Source organism: Pseudonocardia sulfidoxydans NBRC 16205 (genome assembly GCF_007989085.1).
In the GTDB taxonomy this organism is placed as follows: Bacteria; Actinomycetota; Actinomycetes; order Mycobacteriales; family Pseudonocardiaceae; genus Pseudonocardia; species Pseudonocardia sulfidoxydans.
Window position 1 is genome coordinate 1 of the sequence record NZ_BJVJ01000149.1, and the last position, 5,003, is coordinate 5,003.

A 5,003-nucleotide genomic window follows, 5' to 3' on the forward strand; every position below is an offset into this window, starting at 1 on the left:
CGCAATGGGCGGAAGCCTGACGCAGCGACGCCGCGTGGGGGATGACGGCCTTCGGGTTGTAAACCTCTTTCGCCAGGGACGAAGCGTGAGTGACGGTACCTGGATAAGAAGCACCGGCCAACTACGTGCCAGCAGCCGCGGTAACACGTAGGGTGCGAGCGTTGTCCGGAATTATTGGGCGTAAAGAGCTCGTAGGCGGTCTGTCGCGTCGGTCGTGAAAACCTGCAGCTTAACTGTGGGCTTGCGGTCGATACGGGCATGACTGGAGTTCGGCAGGGGAGACTGGAATTCCTGGTGTAGCGGTGAAATGCGCAGATATCAGGAGGAACACCGGTGGCGAAGGCGGGTCTCTGGGCCGATACTGACGCTGAGGAGCGAAAGCGTGGGGAGCGAACAGGATTAGATACCCTGGTAGTCCACGCCGTAAACGTTGGGCGCTAGGTGTGGGGGCCATTCCACGGTCTCTGTGCCGCAGCTAACGCATTAAGCGCCCCGCCTGGGGAGTACGGCCGCAAGGCTAAAACTCAAAGGAATTGACGGGGGCCCGCACAAGCGGCGGAGCATGTGGATTAATTCGATGCAACGCGAAGAACCTTACCTGGGTTTGACATGCACCAGACATCCCTAGAGATAGGGCTTCCCTTGTGGTTGGTGTGCAGGTGGTGCATGGCTGTCGTCAGCTCGTGTCGTGAGATGTTGGGTTAAGTCCCGCAACGAGCGCAACCCTCGTTCCATGTTGCCAGCGGGTTATGCCGGGGACTCATGGGAGACTGCCGGGGTCAACTCGGAGGAAGGTGGGGATGACGTCAAGTCATCATGCCCCTTATGTCCAGGGCTTCACACATGCTACAATGGCCAGTACAGAGGGCTGCGAGACCGTGAGGTGGAGCGAATCTCTTAAAGCTGGTCTCAGTTCGGATCGGGGTCTGCAACTCGACCCCGTGAAGTTGGAGTCGCTAGTAATCGCAGATCAGCAACGCTGCGGTGAATACGTTCCCGGGCCTTGTACACACCGCCCGTCACGTCACGAAAGTTGGTAACACCCGAAGCCGACGGCCTAACCCCTTGTGGGAGGGAGTTGTCGAAGGTGGGACTGGCGATTGGGACGAAGTCGTAACAAGGTAGCCGTACCGGAAGGTGCGGCTGGATCACCTCCTTTCTAAGGAGCTCACCGAGTGGTGAGAGTAACCGGCTGGTGGTAGTCCTTCGGGGCTGCGCGCGAGGTTGGTTCTCCTTTCATCTGATTCCGCACCGTGAACAGCGTGCCGGCCCCTGGTTCGGGGGTTTTGGTGTGTGGTGTGGCTGGGTGGAACATTTTCTGCCGATTCGGAAACGTGAAGAGCTTGGCACACTGTTGGGTCCTGAGAAGACATCCTTTCGGGGTTGTTTTTTCTGGTCCGCTCCTGCTGGTGGTGTCCTAACGCAGCCTGTTTTGTCTCGCCTTTTGTGGTGGGGTGGCCCTGAGTTGTTCGGGGTGGGTGGTTGTGGTGGTGCTGGTCTGGTGGGGTGTGGTTGTGTGTTGAGTGTTGCATAGTGGATGCGAGCATCTTGTTGTGGTCAAGTGTGTAAGGGCACACGGTGGATGCCTGGGCATCAGGAGCCGATGAAGGACGTGGGAGGCCGCGATAGTCCTCGGGGAGCTGTCAACCTAGCTGTGATCCGAGGGTTTCCGAATGGGGAAACCCGGCACCCGTCATGGGGTGTCACTCATGCCTGAATTCATAGGGTATGAGGGGGAACGTGGGGAAGTGAAACATCTCAGTACCCACAGGAAGAGAAAACAATTGTGATTCCGTGAGTAGTGGCGAGCGAAAGCGGATGAGGCTAAACCTTGGTCGTGTGATAGCCGGCAGGCGTTGCGGTTGGGGTGTTGTGGGACGGCGTCGTTCGGACACTGCCGTGTTCGGGAAGTCGTTGTGTGGTGTTAGCGGAAGATTTCTGGAAAGGGTCGCCGTAGTGGGTGAGAGCCCCGTACGCGAAAACACTGCATGCGGTTTGGATGTTGTTCCCGAGTAGCAGCGAGCTCGTGGAATTTGCTGTGAATCTGGCGGGACCACCCGCTAAGCCTAAATACTCCCTGGTGACCGATAGCGGACTAGTACCGTGAGGGAAAGGTGAAAAGTACCCCGGGAGGGGAGTGAAAGAGTACCTGAAACCGTGTGCCTACAAGCCGTCAGAGCCGGGCTGCGATTCGTCGTGGTGGTGATGGCGTGCCTTTTGAAGAATGAGCCTGCGAGTTATGCTTCGTGGCGAGGTTAACCCGTGTGGGGTAGCCGTAGCGAAAGCGAGTCTGAATAGGGCGTGTAGTCGCGGGGTGTAGACCCGAAGCGGAGTGATCTACCCATGGCCAGGGTGAAGCTACGGTAAGACGTGGTGGAGGCCCGAACCCACCAGGGTTGAAAACCTGGGGGATGAGCTGTGGGTAGGGGTGAAAGGCCAATCAAACTCCGTGATAGCTGGTTCTCCCCGAAATGCATTTAGGTGCAGCGTCGCGTGGTGGGTACCGGAGGTAGAGCACTGGATGGCCTAGGGGGACCAAAATCTTACTGAAGTCAACCAAACTCCGAATGCCGGTATTTCTAGCGTGGCAGTGAGACTGCGGGGGATAAGCTTCGTAGTCGAGAGGGAAACAGCCCAGATCACCGGCTAAGGCCCCTAAGCGTGTGCTAAGTGGGAAAGGATGTGGGATCGCCCAGACAACCAGGAGGTTGGCTTAGAAGCAGCCATCCTTGAAAGAGTGCGTAATAGCTCACTGGTCAAGTGGTCCTGCGCCGACAATGTAGCGGGGCTCAAGTGCACCGCCGAAGCCGTGGCAATCCGACTTTTGTTGGGTTGGGTAGGGGAGCGTCGTGCATCCGGTGAAGCGCCGGCGTAAGCCAGGTGTGGAGGGTGTGCGAGTGAGAATGCAGGCATGAGTAGCGAATGCAGAGTGAGAACCTCTGCCGCCGAATGACCAAGGGTTCCTGGGCCAGGTTAATCCGCCCAGGGTGAGCCGGGACCTAAGGCGAGGCCGACAGGCGTAGTCGATGGACAACGGGTTGATATTCCCGTGCCCGTGATGGTGCGTCCGTGTCGAGGCCGGTGATGCTAACCATCCGAAGCCCTTTACTGACCTTCGGGTTGGTTTGTGGGTGGAGCGTGGGGCCCGATCCGGTAGTAGGCAAGCGATGGGGTGACGCAGGAGGGTAGTCCCGCCAGGCGTTGGTTGTCCTGGTGCAAGCCTGTAGCCCGACATCCAGGTAAATCCGGGTGTCTGACTTTGATGTCGTGGGTGAGAGGTGATGCGTAGCCGATTGAGGCGAAGTAGGGTGATCCCATGCTGCCGAGAAAAGCCTCTAGCGAGTGCTGTTGCGGCCCGTACCCTAAACCGACACAGGTGGTCAGGTAGAGAATACCGAGGCGATCGAGTGAACTCTGGTTAAGGAACTCGGCAAAATACCTCCGTAACTTCGGGAGAAGGAGGGCCGTTGACCTTGAAGCTCTTTGCGGGCTAGGGGTTGGCGGTCGCAGAGACCAGGCCCAAGCGACTGTTTACTAAAAACACAGGTCCGTGCGAAGTCGCAAGACGATGTATACGGACTGACGCCTGCCCGGTGCTGGAACGTTAAGAGGACCTGTTAGTCCCTTTGGGGGCGAAGCGGAGAATTTAAGCGCCAGTAAACGGCGGTGGTAACTATAACCATCCTAAGGTAGCGAAATTCCTTGTCGGGTAAGTTCCGACCTGCACGAATGGCGTAACGACTTGGGCGCTGTCTCGACCAGAGACTCGGCGAAATTGCACTACGAGTAAAGATGCTCGTTACGCGCGGCAGGACGGAAAGACCCCGGGACCTTTACTACAGCTTGGTATTGGTGCTCGGTTCGGCTTGTGTAGGATAGGTGGGAGACTGTGAAGTGGCCACGCCAGTGGTTGTGGAGTCGTTGTTGAAATACCACTCTGGTCGAATTGGGTGTCTTAACCTCGGGCCATGATCTGGTTCAGGGACAGTGCCTGGTGGGTAGTTTAACTGGGGCGGTTGCCTCCCAAAGAGTAACGGAGGCGCCCAAAGGTTCCCTCAGCCTGGTTGGCAATCAGGTGTTGAGTGTAAGTGCACAAGGGAGCTTGACTGTGAGACCGACGGGTCGAGCAGGGACGAAAGTCGGGACTAGTGATCCGGCACCTCCTGGTGGAAGGGGTGTCGCTCAACGGATAAAAGGTACCCCGGGGATAACAGGCTGATCTTGCCCAAGAGTCCATATCGACGGCATGGTTTGGCACCTCGATGTCGGCTCGTCGCATCCTGGGGCTGGAGTAGGTCCCAAGGGTTGGGCTGTTCGCCCATTAAAGCGGTACGCGAGCTGGGTTTAGAACGTCGTGAGACAGTTCGGTCCCTATCCGCCGCGCGCGTAGGAGACTTGAGGAAGGCTGTCCCTAGTACGAGAGGACCGGGACGGACGAACCTCTGGTGTGCCAGTTGTCCCGCCAGGGGCATGGCTGGTTGGCTATGTTCGGAAGGGATAACCGCTGAAGGCATCTAAGCGGGAAGCTCGTTCCAAGATGAGGTCTCCCACCACCTTGCGTGGTTAAGGCCCCCAGCAGACTACTGGGTTGATAGGCCAGAGATGGAAGCCCTGTGAGGGGTGGAGTTGACTGGTACTAATAGGCCGAGGGCTTGCCACAACGTGTTGTTTGCATCCACTGTGTGACCCTGAGCACACAACCCATTCTTCACTGTGTGGTGGAGGGGTTGAGTGCCGGTCGGAGTTGTTGGCCTTGTGCCGGCTGCTTCGGCGGGTCGTGAAAGACGGTTGAATTGGATAGTTTGAATTGAATAGTGTTGTCGGTGGTTATGGCGGAGGGGTAACGCCCGGTCCCATCCCGAACCCGGAAGCTAAGCCCTCCAGCGCCGATGGTACTGCACTCGCCAGGGTGTGGGAGAGTAGGTCGCCGCCGACATCAAATGTGAAGGGGATGGTCCCGGACTTCGGTCCGGGGCCATCCCTTTTTTGTGCGTTCGGAACTG

3 rRNA genes are annotated in these 5,003 nt (G+C 57.8%); all 3 read left to right on the plus strand.

From position 1 onward, the window contains the following. Positions 1-1,159, plus strand: a 16S ribosomal RNA gene (locus PSU4_RS30520); the annotation flags it as partial. A gap of 396 nt (positions 1,160-1,555) precedes the next feature. Then, a 23S ribosomal RNA gene (locus tag PSU4_RS30525) occupies positions 1,556-4,660 on the plus strand. A 159-nt stretch (positions 4,661-4,819) separates the two neighbouring features. Next, a 5S ribosomal RNA gene (gene rrf / locus PSU4_RS30530) occupies positions 4,820-4,936 on the plus strand. The last annotated feature ends 67 nt before the right edge of the window (positions 4,937-5,003 follow it).